Source organism: Candidatus Palauibacter sp., from assembly GCF_965213655.1.
GTDB lineage: Bacteria > Gemmatimonadota > Gemmatimonadetes > Palauibacterales > Palauibacteraceae > Palauibacter.
Genome location: NZ_CBDBZT010000003.1, coordinates 1,833,913 through 1,849,416 on the forward strand (window position 1 = coordinate 1,833,913; position 15,504 = coordinate 1,849,416).

Annotated in this window: 13 protein-coding genes; 7 read left to right on the top strand and 6 right to left on the bottom strand. The window is 67.4% G+C overall.

Features of this window, described 5'->3' with window-relative positions; genetic code table 11:
* Together ACOOGH_RS10285 and ACOOGH_RS10290 are read right to left on the bottom strand one after the other, a co-directional pair.
* Positions 1 to 660 carry a CDP-alcohol phosphatidyltransferase family protein gene (locus ACOOGH_RS10285; RefSeq protein WP_420448822.1) on the bottom strand — a complete coding sequence of 220 codons (660 nt, stop codon included), beginning with the start codon at positions 658 to 660 and terminating at the stop codon, positions 1 to 3.
* A gap of 4 nt (positions 661 to 664) precedes the next feature.
* Positions 665 to 1,039, bottom strand: coding sequence for a single-stranded DNA-binding protein (locus ACOOGH_RS10290; protein WP_420448823.1), 375 nt, complete (start codon positions 1,037 to 1,039; stop codon positions 665 to 667).
* Positions 1,040 to 1,195: 156 nt separating this feature from the next.
* Between ACOOGH_RS10290 and ACOOGH_RS10295 the strand changes: the two genes are divergently transcribed.
* Positions 1,196 to 2,185 carry an MlaD family protein gene (locus ACOOGH_RS10295; RefSeq protein WP_420448824.1) on the top strand — a complete coding sequence of 330 codons (990 nt, stop codon included), beginning with the start codon at positions 1,196 to 1,198 and terminating at the stop codon, positions 2,183 to 2,185.
* 30 nt (positions 2,186 to 2,215) lie between these two features.
* On the opposite strand, the gene ACOOGH_RS10300 is transcribed toward ACOOGH_RS10295, so the two are convergent.
* Complete coding sequence (locus tag ACOOGH_RS10300) at positions 2,216 to 2,569, bottom strand: hypothetical protein (RefSeq protein ID WP_420448825.1); 354 nt, start codon at positions 2,567 to 2,569, stop codon at positions 2,216 to 2,218.
* Between the two features lie 183 nt (positions 2,570 to 2,752).
* On the opposite strand from ACOOGH_RS10300, the gene rho reads away from it, so the two are divergent.
* Positions 2,753 to 4,003, top strand: coding sequence for a transcription termination factor Rho (gene rho, locus ACOOGH_RS10305; RefSeq protein WP_420448826.1), 1,251 nt, complete (start codon positions 2,753 to 2,755; stop codon positions 4,001 to 4,003).
* Between the two features lie 44 nt (positions 4,004 to 4,047).
* Here the strand turns inward: rho and ACOOGH_RS10310 are convergent, their stop codons facing one another.
* Positions 4,048 to 6,870 carry a VPS10 domain-containing protein gene (locus tag ACOOGH_RS10310; RefSeq protein ID WP_420448827.1) on the bottom strand — a complete coding sequence of 941 codons (2,823 nt, stop codon included), beginning with the start codon at positions 6,868 to 6,870 and terminating at the stop codon, positions 4,048 to 4,050.
* A gap of 177 nt (positions 6,871 to 7,047) precedes the next feature.
* On the opposite strand from ACOOGH_RS10310, the gene ACOOGH_RS10315 reads away from it, so the two are divergent.
* The 5 genes from ACOOGH_RS10315 to ACOOGH_RS10335 all read left to right on the top strand — a co-directional run bounded on the left by ACOOGH_RS10315 (position 7,048) and on the right by ACOOGH_RS10335 (position 12,999).
* Positions 7,048 to 7,293, top strand: coding sequence for an FmdB family zinc ribbon protein (locus ACOOGH_RS10315; RefSeq protein WP_420448828.1), 246 nt, complete (start codon positions 7,048 to 7,050; stop codon positions 7,291 to 7,293).
* A gap of 47 nt (positions 7,294 to 7,340) precedes the next feature.
* On the top strand, positions 7,341 to 7,736 hold the full coding sequence (locus tag ACOOGH_RS10320; RefSeq protein ID WP_420448829.1) for a hypothetical protein: 396 nt from the start codon (positions 7,341 to 7,343) through the stop codon (positions 7,734 to 7,736).
* Positions 7,737 to 7,823: 87 nt separating this feature from the next.
* Positions 7,824 to 10,352: a DNA gyrase subunit A gene (gene gyrA, locus ACOOGH_RS10325; RefSeq protein ID WP_420448830.1), complete on the top strand. Its 2,529-nt coding sequence runs from the start codon at positions 7,824 to 7,826 to the stop codon at positions 10,350 to 10,352.
* A gap of 101 nt (positions 10,353 to 10,453) precedes the next feature.
* Entirely contained in the window at positions 10,454 to 11,269 is an 816-nt protein-coding gene (locus ACOOGH_RS10330) for a hypothetical protein (protein ID WP_420448831.1), read from the top strand.
* Positions 11,266 to 12,999: an Nramp family divalent metal transporter gene (locus ACOOGH_RS10335; protein ID WP_420448832.1), complete on the top strand. Its 1,734-nt coding sequence runs from the start codon at positions 11,266 to 11,268 to the stop codon at positions 12,997 to 12,999. The genes ACOOGH_RS10330 and ACOOGH_RS10335 overlap by 4 nt, the downstream gene beginning before the upstream one ends.
* 28 nt (positions 13,000 to 13,027) lie before the next feature.
* Here the strand turns inward: ACOOGH_RS10335 and thyX are convergent, their stop codons facing one another.
* Positions 13,028 to 14,011 carry an FAD-dependent thymidylate synthase gene (gene thyX / locus ACOOGH_RS10340; protein ID WP_420448833.1) on the bottom strand — a complete coding sequence of 328 codons (984 nt, stop codon included), beginning with the start codon at positions 14,009 to 14,011 and terminating at the stop codon, positions 13,028 to 13,030.
* Positions 14,012 to 14,025: 14 nt separating this feature from the next.
* On the bottom strand, positions 14,026 to 15,498 hold the full coding sequence (gene glpK, locus ACOOGH_RS10345; protein WP_420450112.1) for a glycerol kinase GlpK: 1,473 nt from the start codon (positions 15,496 to 15,498) through the stop codon (positions 14,026 to 14,028).
* Positions 15,499 to 15,504 lie beyond the last annotated feature (6 nt).

The following is a 15,504-nucleotide window of genomic DNA, read 5'->3' on the forward strand; positions in this document are numbered from 1 at the left end:
TCAGACCGCGCTCTTCCACTTCCGCCGGAGGCAGTGTGTTCCGTAGTCGATGATCGCCCAGACCGACGTGACGCCGACGAGCAATACGAGTGCGGGAACATATCGAGGGTCGAAAATGAGGGCGAGGAGCGTCAGAAACTGCAGGCCCGTGGCGATTTTTCCCGGCCACCGGGGCTTGAAGGGGATGATGATGGAGACGAGCCGTGCGAGGAGATAGCACCCGGCGGTATACAGGTCCCGAAGGATCAGGATGAGGAACGACACGCCTTCGAGGCCGCCCGTGGCCAGGAAGCCGGAGAGTGCGAGCAGCACGAAGAGCTTGTCGCAGAGCGGGTCGAGAAGGAGTCCGACCTGGGAGCGGGTCCCGCTGACCCGGGCGATGAATCCATCGAGGACGTCCGTCGCGCCCGCGGTGGCCACGAGTGCGGCCATGAGCCGGGGGTCCGCGACCACGATGAAGGCAAGGCCAAGCGGTATGCGGCTCAGCGACAGGAGGTTCGACAGGGTGAGAAACCCCGGATCGTGTGTCTGTATCTGATTCCTCCGCTTCGACCTGGTGGACGGACCCGCCCCGCGCACCGGAAGATGCATGTTCCTGGGGCGGGCCTCCAGTGCCCGGGCGAGCGTCGCCGATGGCTCTCCGCGTGCGTCGCGAAGCACGTGTCTACTGTGGAAGCTCGGCGCTGTCGGCTCCGGGGTCGTCGGCGTCCGGTCGCGGGTCCAGCATGACCATGTCCTCCACGACCACGTCCACGGTGGGGATCGCGATTCCGTCACGCTCGAACGATCCGTATTCGAGGTGCCCTTCGACGTAGAGGCGCGAGCCCTTGTGCACATACTCGCCGACGGTTTCCGCCTGGCGGCGCCAGAATGTGAGGCGATGCCAGTCGGTACGACGCTGGGTCTCCCCGTTCTTGCGGAACACGCGGTTGGTCGCGAGGGACAGGTGTGCGACCGCAGTGCCGGAAGCGGTCTCGCGCACATCGGGGTCGCTGCCGGCGTTTCCGACGAGGATGACCCGGTTCACGGTTCTCGACATGATTCTTCTCCTTTGTGATGCGTGAATGGGCGTGGCGGGCACAGTGAGACACGCAATACTTCAGTCCGACGCCGGCGCTTCAAACACCTTCTCCGCCAGCACCGGAGGTGGCCGATCACACCTTGACGCCGCGGCCGAAAGGGGGTTTGGTGAGGGATGACCCGGACGGACCTCTCTCCTGACGCGTTACGCGCCCGTACGCGTGCCCGGCGCGGCCTGATCCTGATCGCCGTCGCCATCGTTCTGTCGGCGGCGATCTCCGTCATCGAGGTCATCGTCCGCGCGACGCTCGAGGGCCCGCGAATCACGGCGCTGGCCCATTCGGCGGAGGGGCTTGGGCCGGGTTCCGCGGTCTGGGTGGCCGGGAGGTCGGTGGGGCGCGTGCTGTCGATTTCCTTTTGGCCCCCCGAAGCGAACACCGACGGTGGGTCGTTCGAGAGCCACGTCGTGATCGAAGCCGTCATCGACCGCGTCGCCGAGCCCATCCTGCGGGCGGATGCCACGGCCGATGTGCGCCCCTCGGACCTCGTGGCGCCCGTCGTCCTCTCCGTGAACCCGGGTACGGGCTCCGCCCCCCCCTGGAGATACTCGGACACGTTGCGTGCTTCCGGTCCGCCGATCGAACCGGAGACGGTGATGGAGCTGGCGGATTCGCTGTTACGGGCCGTGCGCACACTCGAAGGTGATGCCTTCGAGGCGCAGGAAGCGCTCGGTTCGGATCAGGGCTCGCTCGCCCGCTTTCGGGAGGATCCGGGCACGCTGGCCGGGCTGCGAAACAGTCTCGAGCTGCTGGACGAACTGCTTCAGCGAGACCTGCAACGCTCCTCGCTCGCTCGGATCGCCACCGACACGCTCGTGAGCGCGGCCGCGCGGCGCGTGCAGGAACGGTTCACGGCTTGGGGGGAGGCCCCCGAGTTCGCGAGTGCCGGCCGCCAGGCCGAAACGACGGCGGAGGCGCTCGACGCGCTGATGTCCCGACTCGCAGCGATTACCGCGCGTCTGGACCGTGGTGAAGGCACCGCGGGTCGGGCCCTGGTGGATGGAGAGATCCGGCGCCAGCTCTCGGCCTTGCGCATCGCTGCCGCCGAGCTGGCGGAAGACCTCGGTTACAACCCGTCGCGCTGGCTGCGTATCCGCGTCTTCTGACAGTTCCGCGGGAGCGCTCAGCGCGGGGGCTCAGATCCTCCGCTTCGGGAGCCCGCCGTGGACGGCGAACTTGAGCAGTTCCGTCTTGCGGCCGCGCTTCCGCCGAATACCGATGATGACGTGGTCGACGATCTGGTCGCGGTCCTCGATCGAGACCGCCACGTCGACCGACCCATCGGCGGCCGTGATCCGCGTACGCACAGACCGGCCCGGCTCCGCGTCCGCCGTACGCGCCGGATTCCGGCACAGCGTGCGGGAGGAACGGCGCCCGCCGGGCACCGGGCGCGACAACTTCAACAGGCGGAACCAGTCGGGCTGATAGCTGATCCGCCAGAGATTGCCGAGCTGGTCGAGTCCTCTTCCTTCTCGATTGTGTCTTGCCATCCGACGCTCGCGGGTAGCAGTTGCGGTTGAGGCGCAGTCGCTTGACCGTGCCCGGCGGCACCATTATGGTCGGAGGGTCCACCTCGGACCACATCCCCCGGCCGCAAGCAGGACACCTCACGATACGACCATGCCGCACGCGGCGTGGCTGCAACCCGGCTCACTCTCTCTCGGAGGAAGGCGATGGACATCGCCGAACTCAAGTCGAAGTCGATCGGCGAGCTTCATGACCTGGCCGAAGAACTCGACATCCACAACTTCTCGGGTCTTCGTAAACAGGATCTGATCTTCCGGATCGAACAGAATCTTCTCGATTCCGACATCGTCCTCAGGGGCGAGGGCGTACTCGAGATTCTGCCGGAGGGCTACGGCTTTCTGCGGAGCCAGGATTGGAACTACCTCTACGGCCCGGACGACATCTACGTCTCTCCCTCCCAGATCAAGCGCTTCGACATGCGGACGGGGGACACGATCCAGGGCCGGGTGCGGCCGCCGAAGGAGGGGGAGCGGTACCTCGCCCTGCTGAAGGTGGAGACGCTCAACGGCGTGGATCCGGACAAGGCGAAGCACCGGATCGCGTTCGACAACCTGCGGCCGCGGTATCCCGAGGAACGGCTTGTCCTCGAGCAGGAAGACGGCGACGTGTCGATGCGGATTCTCGACCTCATCGCGCCGATCGGGAAGGGGCAGCGGAGCCTCATCGTCTCCCCGCCGAAGGCCGGAAAGACGATCCTTCTGCAGAAGATCGCCAACGCGATCGTCGAGAACCAGCCGGACGCGAAGGTGATCGTGCTCCTCATCGACGAGCGGCCCGAAGAGGTCACCGACATGGAGGAGAACGTTCCGGCCGAGATCATTTCATCTACGTTCGATGAGCCGGCCGACCGCCACACGCAGGTCGCGGAAATGGTGATCGACAAGGCCAAACGGCTGGTCGAATACCAGCACGATGTCGTCGTCCTGCTCGATTCGATCACGCGCCTCGCGCGGGCCTACAACACGACGGTCCCGCACTCGGGCAAGATCCTCTCGGGGGGCGTGGACGCGAACGCGCTCCACAGGCCGAAGCGTTTCTTCGGCGCGGCGCGAAACATCGAGGAGGGCGGAAGTCTCACGATCATCGCGACGGCCCTCATCGAGACCGGCAGCCGGATGGACGAGGTCATCTTCGAGGAATTCAAGGGCACCGGAAACAGCGAAGTCCTGCTGGATCGCCAGATCTCCGACAAGCGCATCTATCCGGCGATCGACCTCAACCGCTCGAGCACGCGCAAGGAGGAACTCCTCCTGAACGACGTCGAACTCAACCGGATGTACCTGCTGCGGAACTTCCTCTCCGACATGCCGCCGGCCGAGGCGATTCAGTTCATGATCGAGCGGATCCAGCGCACGGACACGAACCAGGAGTTCCTCGACTCGATGGCGGGCGGCTAGCCGGTCTCAGGATCCGATGGCGCCCCTCCTGACGGCGCGGGTAGTTACGGCACCTCCAGCCAGCGGTCTTCCAGCACCTCCAGCAGCGCCGAGCGCGTGTCGTCTCCCACCGTGATCGTCACGCGGTACGTTCCGGGGGACACCGGCCGGCCGGCACCGCCCTGACCCTGGAGGCCGGGGTTCATGCGCAGGTCCCACTGCACGCGGTTCAGCCCCGCGTGGCCGGTCCCCTCGAGTTCGCGCACGACCCTCCCCGTCGCGAGGTCGGAGACTTCGATCGACACGTCGTCCGGCGAACCCAGATAGTACTGGATCATCGTACCCGCCGGGGCGCTCTCTCCCGTCCAGTTCTTGTCGCCCGTCACCGAACGGCTGCGACGGATGTCGTTCTTCCACAGGACGGCGGAGCGCGGCTCAAAGAGGTGCGCGTCGCTCTCCAGGATGCTGTCGCTCATCGCCTGGAGTGCGGTGATATCGTCGACCACGTAGATGCTGCGGCCGTGTGTCGCGAGCACGAGGTCGTTTTCGCGCGGGTGCACGAGCACGTCATCGATGCGGACGACGGGCAAACCCGGCATGAAGTCGTGCCACGTCCCGCCCTCGTCGAACGAGACATGGAAGCCGAACTCGGTGCCGACATACAGCAGGTTCGGGTTCCGCGGATCCTGCCGGACCGTGTTCACATTGCCGAACGAGGGCAGATTCGAGGCGATGTCCTCCCACGTCGCGCCGTAGTCGTGCGTCACGTACACGTAGGGGCGCAGGTCATCGTTCTTGTGCCCGTCGATCGAAACGTACGCGGTCGCGGGGTCCACATGAGAAGCCTCCACGCGGGACACGTAGTGCCGCGTCGTGCCGCCGGGGAGGTTGCGACTCACTTCGGTCCAGGTCGTTCCGCCGTCGCGGCTCACCTGGATGTTGCCGTCGTCGGTCCCGGCCCAGAGCAGGCCCGGGACGAGAGGAGACTCGGTGATCGACGTCATGCTGCTCCACATCGAGACGCCGTCGTTCCGCGACAGGGTGCACTCCATCCCGCGGTCGAACTGGTTGCAGCGCGGGACGCTGTTGACCACCTCCATCAGGACCTCCGCATCCCGGTCGATGTCCTTTGAGAGGTCCGAACTCATCGTCCACGTCTGTCCCCGGTCGCGCGACGTGAAGAAGCGGTTGCCGCCCGCATGCAGGGTGCGCGGGTTGTGGGGGGAAAGCAGGAAGGGCGTATTCCAGTTCCATCGAATCTCGGTATCCGGTGACGGGGCGGGGGCGATGTTCGTGTCCTCCGGATCGTCCTCATCCGGAGCCTGGGGCGTGATGGGGCGGGTAACCCCCTCCCGCAGATCCACGCGCCGGAGACGCCCGTTCTGGGACTCGACGAACACGATCGCCGGGTCCGTCGGATCCACCTGCGTATAGAACCCGTCTCCGCCGCCGACGCGATACCAGTCCTCCGCGAGGATCGGGCCCGAGCGCACGGAACTCGGCCCACACCAGCTGCCGTTGTCCTGAAGGCCCGTGCACACGTAGTAGGGGCGGCGCATGTCGACGGACGCGTGATAGGGCTGCCCGACGGCCCACGGCCGCAGCGCCTCCCAGGTCTCGCCCTGGTCCCAACTCACGTCGATCGACCCATCGTTACCGACGATGAGGTGGTCGTGATCGGCCGGGTTGATCCAGACCGCGTGCTGATCGACGTGGCCGTATCCGGTCAGCACCTCCCAGGTGCGGCCGCCATCGCGTGACTTCGACACGCGCTGATCCACGGTATACACGAGATCCGGATCCTCGGGAGAGACACGGATCTGGCTGAAGTACATCGGACGGCCGTTCTCGTTGCTGCGGAACTCCCACGTGCGGCCCTTGTCCACCGATCGCCAGACCCCGGACCACTGCGGATCCGGCGGGAGCGAATCGGCTCTCGCGAGGCGGCGCCATTCCTCCTCTTCCTCCTCGGAGAGCGGCGTCTCCCGGTCCGCGGCGACTTCGATCTGGGCGTAGACGACATCGGGATCGGCCGGCGTCATGGCGAGCGCGATGCGGCCCAGCGTGCCGCCGGGGAGTCCGGATCCCTCGACGGGCGACCAGCTCTCCCCGCCGTCGTCCGACCGCCAGATGCCGCTTCCCGGCCCACCGCCGACGAAGCAGCACACGGAACGACGACGCTGGTATGTGGAGGCGAACAGGACGTCGGGGTTCGAGGGATCCATGACGAGGTCCGTCGCGCCGGTGTCCTCGTCCACCGCGAGTACGTGGCGCCAGGTCGCCCCGCCATCGCTGGACTTGAATACACCCCGCTCGGTGTTGGGTCCGAAGAGGTGGCCGACCGCGGCCACCCACACGACATCGGGATCCGTCGGGTGCACGATGACGCGCGCGATGCTCTGCGTCTCCCGGAGACCGACGTTTGCGAACGTGGCGCCGCCGTCGGTGCTCTTGTAGACCCCGTAACCGAAGGACGAACTCTGCCGGTTGTTGGCCTCGCCCGTCCCGACGTAGAGGACCTCGGGATCGGAGGGTGCGAGGGCGAGAGCGCCGACGGAATGCGTTTCGTAGCTGTCGAAGATCGACTCGAACGTCGTCCCGTTGTTCGTCGTCTTCCACAGTCCCGCGGTCGCGAAGCCGACGTAGTAGATCCGCGTGTCCTCGGGGTGGACCGCGAGGTCGTCGACGCGGCCGCCCTGCCCCGTCGGGCCGATGGACCGCCAGCTAAATCCCTGCAACAGCGGGTGCTCGGGGGCGTTGAGGACGGCTTCGGACGCTGCCTCCCCGTTGCCTTCCTGCGCGTACACGGGGGGCGCGAGCGCGAGGGTGAGCGCAAGGAGCACAAGAACGATGGTCGAAGGGGCGTACGAGCGTGATACGTATGGCATGGAGTCTTCTCTCGCTGTGGACCGGGGTGGCGACCCGGCATTATCCGACGGGCGGTCGGAGTCTGTCAAAGCGGAAGCCGCGGCGGCACCTGACGACGGGCGCCGGGCTCCGGACGGCGACTTGCCCGCCGGTCCCTCGAAAAGCATGCTGCGGAGGACCGCGTGACCGGAGGATCCATGCCGATATACGAGTACAGGTGCCGCGACTGTTCACACGAGTTCGAACTCCTTGTTCGGGGTCAGATGACCCCTGCGTGCGCTTCGTGCGGGAGTGCGGAACTGGACAGACTCATCTCCCTGCCGCGCGTCCATTCGGAGGCCCGCAAGGAACGGTCGCTCTCGGCCGCGAAGAAACGCGACGCGAAGCTGGGGAGCGAGCGCACGCGGGCGCAGCGGGAGTACGAGTTGAGCCACAACGACTGAACGCTGCGGGCTGGCGCGGTGCGCGGGGGGGGGACGGAGATGACGGGATGACGGACGCCTATGCCGAGGGACTGGCCGAGCACGGGATCCAGGACGTACAGCCCCTCTACCGGCAACTTCTCCTGCGCCTGAAAGCTCGGGACGAGGGAGCCTACGAGCGTGCCGTCGCTCGCTATCGGTCGGATGTGGAAGGCGCGGCGGGGGGCGGCGAGGCGCTGGAGGCGTGGCTTTCCTACGGGGCGTGGCTGGCTTCCAGCCTCGAGCCCGGCGGACTCTTCACGATTTCGGCGGAAGGACTCGCGGCGCGCACGCCGGACCCGCTCCCTTCTGGTTCCATGCTGGTCCATCTGCCCGATGCGGCGAACCGGAAGGGATTCGTGATCGCCATGCCCGCCGCCCCGTCCGAAGCTCAGCGCGCGACGGCCGATCTTCTGTGTGAGTAGGGGTTCCCGCCGGCCGGGGCGGGGGAGGAAGAGGATGATGAGGACGAGGCTGATGAGGATGGATGAGGTGGAAGAGGAGGCACGGCCGTGACGCAAGGCACCCTGCAGCACGAACGCATCGAACGCCGCGCGCTGGAGCAGGAAATGCGCGAGTCGTTCATCGACTACTCGATGAGCGTCATCGTGCAGCGCGCGCTCCCCGATGCCCGCGACGGCCTGAAGCCGGTCCATCGCCGCATCCTCTACGCGATGCTGGAGGAGGGGATGCGCCCCTCACGACCGCACAAGAAGAGCGCGACGGTCGTGGGCGACGTGCTCGGCCGGTATCACCCGCACGGGGACGGCGCCGTGTACGACACCATCGTCCGCATGGTGCAGGATTTCTCCCTGCGCTATCCGCTCATCGACGGCCAGGGGAACTTCGGCTCGATCGATGGCGATTCTGCCGCCGCCTACCGCTATACGGAAGTGCGGATGACGCCGGTGGCGATGGATCTCCTCGATGACATCGAGCGGGACACGGTCGACATGCGCCCCAACTTCGACGGGCGCCTGACCGAACCGGAGGTCCTGCCCTGTCGTCTTCCGCATCTCCTCCTGAACGGCAGCGACGGGATCGCGGTCGGCATGGCGACGAAGATCCCGCCGCACAACGCCGGGGAGCTCCTGGGCGCGGTCGACCACCTCGTCGCGAACCCGCATTGCGACATCGACGATCTGCTCGCCCGCCTGCCCGGGCCGGACTTCCCGACGGGCGGGTTCATCTGGGGCCGGGCCGGCATCGAGTCCGCGTACCGGACCGGGCGCGGGCGCCTCGACATGCGCGCCAGGGTCCACCTCGAGGAGGGCCGGTTCGGGAAGAGTTCGCTGATCGTCACCGAGCTTCCGTATCAGGTGAACAAGACGCGCGTCATCGAGCAGATCACGAAGCTCGTGCGCGCCGGGCGCGCCGACGCGATCACGGACCTCCGAGACGAGTCCGACCGCGACGGGATCCGGCTCGTGATCGAACTCAAGCGCGATGCGAAGCCGCACAAGGTGCTCGCGACGCTCTTCAAGAAGACTCAGCTCCGCTACACCTTCGGCGTGATCATGCTCGCGCTCGTCGAGGGGAAGCCCGAAGAGCTGGACCTGCGGGCCGTCCTCGGCACCTGGATCGACCACCGGCTCTCCGTCATCCGCCGTGGCGCCGCGCACGACCTCGCCCAGGCCGAACAGCGCGCGCACGTGGTCGAGGGGCTGCGGACGGCGCTCGACGACATCGACCGGGTCATCGACATCATCCGCAGCGCGAAGACGCCTGCGGCGGCGCGGGAGGGACTCCTGGCGGCCTTCGACCTCACGGAGCGGCAGGCAGATGCCATCCTCGCCATGCGGCTCGTCCAGCTGACCGGTCTCGAGCGCGACAAGCTGGCCGAAGAGCTGAAGGCGCTGCGCGCGGAGATCACGCGGCTCACGGCGCTGGTGCAGGACGACGCGGCGCGGCGAGGATTCCTGCGCGAGGAGATCGGGAATCTCGCGCGCCGCTACGACGATCCCCGACGTACCGAAATCCTCGACGGTGACGGCGAGTTCCGGCTGTCCAAGGGGGGCGGGGGCGAGGCGCAGCTGGTGCTGGCCAGCCGCGGCGGCTACGTGAAGGCGCAACCCGCCGCGACGGGCGGCGGGATGGCGGGCGCCGAGGTGCTGTCGGACCGGGAAGGCGACTTCGCCCGCTACGCGTTTCTGACCCGGGGGGGGCACACCCTGCTCGCGATCACGGCGCGGGGCAACGCGCATGCGCTACCCGTCTCGGCGCTGCCGCGGGGCACGCGTAGCTCCCGGGGCCGCCACGTTGAAGCGTTCATAGATCTCGAGCTGGGAGACGAGATCGTCGCGCTGCTCGCCGCCGAGACTTTCGCCGATGACCGGTTTCTCGTGGTCGCGACGAGGCAGGGTCACGTCAAACGCTCGGCGCTGGCGGAATACGTGAACGCGCGGAGCGCGGGCATCATCGGGGCCGGAATCGCGCGGGGCGACGAGGCCGTGGCCGCGTTCGTCACCGACGGGAGCGGCGACCTGCTGTTCGCGACGCGAGCCGGCCAGGCGATCCGCTTCCCCGAATCCGCGATTCGCCCGATGGGACGCACGGCCCGCGGCGTGAAAGCCATCGATCTGGCGCGCGGGGACGTGGTGGTCGCGGCGGCGGCGCCGCGCGCAGATTCCGATCTGCTCGTGGCTACGGCCGCCGGCTACGGCAAGCGCATCCCGTTCACCGAGTTCAAGGTCCAGGGCCGTGCCGGCAAGGGGTTCATGGTCCTGCCCGAGCGAAAGCGGACGGGTGGTCTCGTGGGGTTCATCGAAGCTCACGATGGGGACGAGGTGGCCTGGGAACTGTCCGACGGATCCGTGGAGGCGACATCGGCGGCGAGCGTGATCCGCCGCTCTCCGCGCGAGGCCGGACGCCCGGTCGTGCGGCTGGGTGCCGGCGTGGCGGTCGAGGCCGTGCACCCCATGCACTCGGGACGCCGGGCGCACACCGGATCTCCTCCTACCGCCGACACGGAAGAGCTTCCGCTCGGGGAACTGCCGCCGGACGGCGAGGACTCGCAGGCCGAGTTCAAGTTCGAAGGTTAGAGCACTGGCGTTCACGGGACGCGCGCCAGCGGACGATATCGACACTCGCCGACGGCATCCCTAGGTTCCGCCTTCGTCCACAACGCCGCCCGGGGGGATCCATGCACAGACTCTGCGTGATGTTCGTGGCGTCCGCGCTCGTCGGCTGCGGCGGCGGGGCCCCGGAGGACGGCAGCGGGAGCGCGGCGTCCGCGCCGGCGCCGGGCGACACGGCGGCCATGCACGCCGCGCGGCTGGCCGAGAGTCTCGGCGGACGCGACGCCTGGGATCGAACGCGCTACCTCTCGTTCCGCTGGATCGTCGAGCGTGACGGCCAGATCGTGGCGAACCGTGAGCACTCGTGGGACCGGTACGACGGGCGATACCGCATCGCCTACGAGGCCGACGGGGCTTCCCATCTCCTGCTCTTCAATCTGAACGAGATCGAACCCCACCCCGAACTCGACAAGGTTCCGTCCGGACGCGCCTGGGTCGGGGGGGAGGAGTTGACCGGAGCCGCGCGGGACTCCGTACTCCGGCGTGGCTACGGCGCCTTCATCAACGACACCTACTGGGCGATCATGCCCTACAAGTGGGAAGACCCGGGGGTGCATCTCGCCTACGAGGGGACGCGCACGCTCTCCGATGGCGAGGCGTACGACGTGGTCCGCCTCAGCTTCGACCAGGGCCTGGGTGTGACCGAGGACCAGTACTGGGGCTTCCTCGACGAATCGGGGCGCATGTTGGCCTGGCAGTACCATTTGGGCCGGGCGGAGGCCCCGGGGGAGGTGATCTGGTGGTCCGACTGGCGGCCGGTCGGAGACATCCAGTTCGCCATGACGCGGCTTCTGGATGGCGGAGATCGTTTCATCTATTTCGAGGATGTCGCCGCGGGTGAGACGGTCCCGGCGGGACGCTTCGATCCGCCGGCATCTTGAACGAGCCCGGATCCGGGACCGAGGGGCCCGACGCGATCGCCTCGAGCGATGAGCGGGGGCGCCGGTACCGGGAGGGCCTGTACGAGCCGCTCGACGAGAGCACGCTTCCGGACGCCCCGGACACGGAGGCCTTCCCCGACCGCGGGCATGGGCCGCCATTCAAGTTCGTCCGCCGCATGTCGCGCGTGCCCCGCCTCAAGCACATCATCGGCCCCTCCGTCATCGCGCTCGGCATGGGCCTGGGGAGTGGCGAGTTCCTCCTCTGGCCCAACCTCGTGGCCGCGAACGGCTTCTCCATCTGGTGGCTGTTCTGGATCGGCGTCGTGACCCAGTTCGTCGTCATCGGCGAGATCGAACGCTGGACGATAGCCACCGGCGAGTCGACGTTCGCCGGCATGGCGCGGCTCGACCGGCTGGGGTTCTGGCCGTGGCTGTTTCTGATCGCGACGCTGGTGAGTTTCTTCTGGCCCGGATGGGCGTCGCAGTCGGCGGAGTTCGTGGGTCAGATCGTCGTCCTCGTCGGGGGACCCCAGATCCAGTGGCAACCGATGGCGCTGCTCATGCTCGCCTGCATCTGGTTCGGGCTCGCGGTCTCCCGGATCGTATACAACGTCCTGGAGCGCTGCGAGATCGCATTGGTCGCGGGGTTCTTCCCCCTCCTCCTCATCACGCTCCTGGTCGTCGGTCTCGTCCCGTCGCACTTGCTCGAACTGGCGGTCGGCGCCGTGTCGTTCGGCAGCGCTCCGGCGAGACTCTTTACGGGCGATCAGTTCCCGACGCTGATTCTGGCGGTCGCGTATGCCGGTACCGGGGGCACGCTGCTTCTGGCGCAGTCGCTGTGGCTGCGCGACAAGGGTTTCGGGATGGCGAGATTCCAGGGTCGCATCGCCGGCATCAGGGGACGAAACGAGGACATCAGCACGACCGGGTTCGTCTTCGACACGAACGACCCCACGCAACTCGGGCGTTTCCGGGGCTGGATGCGGGTCGTACACCAGGAACTGTTCGTCACCTTCGTCGTCCTCACGCTCCTGAGCGTCGTCATCACGTGCATGCTCGTCGCAGCGACGATAGGCACGGACAACCCGGGGATCGCGGGCGACCTGACCACGATGGTGACGCTGCAGGGCGAGGCGATTGAGCGCGTCGGCGGGCTGTGGCTTCGGGTCCTGTTCCTGTTGGGTGGATCCTTCGTCATCTTCTCGACTCAGCTTGCGATCCTCGACACGGTCACTCGGATCACGGGCTGCATCTTCTACGAGCGCTTCGGATACCGGACGCGCTTCTTCACGCAGAAGCGCACCTTCCTCGTGTTCCTGACGATCTTCGTGCTGGCGGCGATGGGGATCATCGCCGCGTCGTGGGTGGGCGGTGAGGCGCTGGATGTGCTTCAGCCCGATTTCCTGCTCCTCATAGCCGGCCCGTTCACGATGTCCAGCATGTTCCTGTTTACGCTCGTCATCGGCTACATGAACGTGCGGCGTCTGCCCGCCGAGTTGGGGCCACCGACCTGGAAGCGCTGGAGTCTGTTGTGGGCCGCCGTGCTGTGGGGCTGGTTCACGGCCGAACAGCTGTCACGGACTACCATGCTGGTCGTGGGGATCGACCCGCAGTTCATGGAGTCGCTGGCGCTTCACCCGATACGGATCGTGTTCTACGCCCTGTGGCTGTTGTCGCTGGCGTGGTTCGCGGCCCGTACTCTCCCGGGCCGCGCGACGCGGGCGGCCTAGCAGGAACGAGCCGGGCGGTGGCGGCCTCTCAGCTCGAGGGGGCCGGCACCGCTTTCGCCATCTTCTCGGACATTTCCTCCGCACTCTTCATCTGCGAGAGATCGAGTGTGAAATCCGGCCGGTCCGCGGGAGAAAGCTTGTCCATCAGTTCGCGGATTTCGCGGGGCGCCAGACCGGTCGCCCGGAGGTCCTCACTCGTCGCCACCCCTTCGGCGTGGATCGACCCCGACTCGGCGTCCGCCCGCAGCAGGCTCCGCAGGACGTCGAGTTCGCCCGCGCTCAGTCGTGCCCCCAGCACCTCGTAGTCGATCCAGGCTTCGTAGCTGAGCGGCGCCACGCGCTGGAGCATGCCGGCCATCACCCGCCCGTACTCCTGGATTTCCCATTGGGCATGCGCATCCACTCGCAGTCGGAGAAAGTGCAGCAGGTTGTGCAGATCGATCTTCCAGTACCACTGCGTATAGGTGGACAGGGGGAGGTCGATGCGCGCGAGTTCCCGGGCGACATCTTCGGACAGCAACCACCCGTACGCGCCCGCGGCATCCTCACGCAGGCGCTCCCACCGGTCGATCGCGTCCTGGTAGAGGTCGCTCGGGGCGGGATCCATCTCCCGGCCCTGGTTGTTCAGTCGGCTCTGATAGGCGAATTGCTCGTGGTCCGGCTCATAGAACAGCAGAGGCAACAGGCTGTAGCGGGCGCTGAGTTCGTTCACTGACGCGGTGCGGTGCCGGATCCACTGGCGCGCCACGAACATGGGCATCGAACAGTGAAACTTGAACTCGACCATCTCGCTCGGCGTCGTGTGGGCATGACGCCGCAGATACCGGACAAGACCGCGGGTCTGGCTGACCCGTCGCGTGCCGGCTCCGTAGCTCACACGCGCGGCCGCCTCCACGTCGGCGTCCGAACCCATGTAATCGACGAGCGCGACAAAGCCGTGGTCGAGCACGGGGAAGTACCCGCCGAGAATCTCCTCGGCCGCGGGAACGGTCGGTCTCCTGGTCGTCTCCATGAGCTGTGAGAATATCAGTTGGACAACACGCGAGCGACCGCGCGCTGCCACCCGGAATAGAGGTTCTCCCGCGTTTCCGCGTCCATGCCAGGCTGCCACGCCCGGTCGTGCCGCCACAGGGCAGCGGTGTCTCTAACACGTGCGAACAGGCCCGCGCCAAAACCGGCCAGCATGGCCGCTCCCAGTGCGGTCGTCTCCGTTACGACGGGCCGTGCGATCTCGAGATCGAGGATGTCTGCGAGAAACTGCATGGCCCAGTCGTTCCGCGTGAACCCTCCGTCCACTCGCAGGCTCGCGGGGCGCGGCGCTCCGTCCGCCTGCATCGCTTGGATCAGTTCGCGCGATTGGTAGGCCACGGCTTCCAGGGCCGCGCGGGCGATCTCGGCCCGTCCCGTATCGCGCGTCATCCCGAGGAGCGCGGCGCGCGCTTCCGGATCCCAGTGGATGCCGCCCAGCCCGACGAAGGCCGGGACCAGCACGACCCCGCCTGTCGAATCCACGGAACGGGCGAGAGCCTCGGTCTCGGCGGCGTCGGAGATGATGCCCAACCCATCGCGAAGCCATTGAACCGATGCGCCGGCGACGAAGATGCTCCCCTCGAGCGCGTATGTGCGTTCGCCCCCGAGCTGCCAGGCCACCGTCGTCAGCATGCCACGCTCCGAGACGAGGCGGCGGGACCCGGTGTTGATGAGCGCGAACGCCCCCGTCCCGTAGGTGAACTTCATCCCTCCGGGCTCGAACGCCGCCTGTCCGAACGCTGCCGCCTGCTGGTCGCCGGCCACACCCCGCACCGGGATCGCCCGGCCGAAGAGTTCCGCGGACGTTTCCCCGAAATCGCCGGCCGAGTCGCGCACCTCCGGCAGCACGGCCGCGGGCACGCGTAACGTTTCGAGCAGTCCCGGGTGCCAGCGGCCCTCCCCGATGTCGTAGAGGAGCGTGCGCGACGCGTTCGATGCGTCCGTCGCGTGTACGCGTCCGTCCGTGAGACACCAGAGCAACCAAGTGTCGATGGTCCCGAAGGCCAGTTCGCCATTTTCGGCCGCCTCGCGCGCGCCGGGCACATTGTCGAGGATCCACGCCAGCTTCGTGCCGGAGAAGTACGGGTCGAGGCGCAAACCGGTGCGGCGCTCGATGAGCCCCTCGTGCCCCGCGTCGCGAAGCTCGGCACACTCCTTTGCCGTCCGGCGGTCCTGCCACACGATCGCCGGGTGGATCGGCCTGCCGCTCGCGCGTTCCCAGACCACGGTCGTTTCGCGCTGATTCGTGATCCCGATCGCCGCCACGTGATGGCCGAGCGTTTCGGCGGCAGCGATGACCTCATGCGTAACGCTGATCGCGTCGTCCCGGATGCGCTCGGGATCATGCTCGACCCAGCCCGGGGCGGGATAGTTCTGCGGCAACTCGCGCTGCGCGGTCGCGACCGTCCTCCCGCGGAGGTCGAACGCGATGGCGCGCGTCGAGGTCGTGCCCTGGTCGATCGCGACCAGCGAGGG